At 45.8% G+C, this 277-nt stretch carries 1 protein-coding gene; it reads right to left on the bottom strand.

Features of this window, described 5'->3' with window-relative positions:
• On the bottom strand, positions 1–232 hold a 232-nt coding region (locus ON062_RS13690; RefSeq protein ID WP_274647697.1), incomplete at its 3' end, for a hypothetical protein.
• Positions 233–277: the final 45 nt, after the last annotated feature.

The raw sequence follows: 277 nt of genomic DNA, 5'->3' as shown, positions 1-277 counted from the left end.
ATAGAGCATACATAGTATGCGCACCATCCCTTTGGATATCAAAAGAAACAAAGAAAAAACCAAGCGGCTTTGCACCCGAGGGCGCTATCAGACCCTTTTGAGGAGTTACTTTAAAAACGGCAGAAGACCGCTGCCATGAAGTTGACTTAAACAGCGCAATCAGTAATCTGTTGAAGCAGGGCCACGGAAGCCAAAGACTACGTGGCGCCGTTCCTTTTTTCAAGGCAAACATGCTCTCAAGTCAGTCTGGACACACAAAAGTGATACGAACAACTCA

This window comes from Microbacterium sp. C7(2022) (assembly GCF_028823665.1).
Classification (GTDB): domain Bacteria; phylum Actinomycetota; class Actinomycetes; order Actinomycetales; family Microbacteriaceae; genus Microbacterium.
The sequence above is the reverse complement of the archived record's forward strand: the minus strand, read 5'-3'. Positions and strand labels throughout refer to the sequence as shown.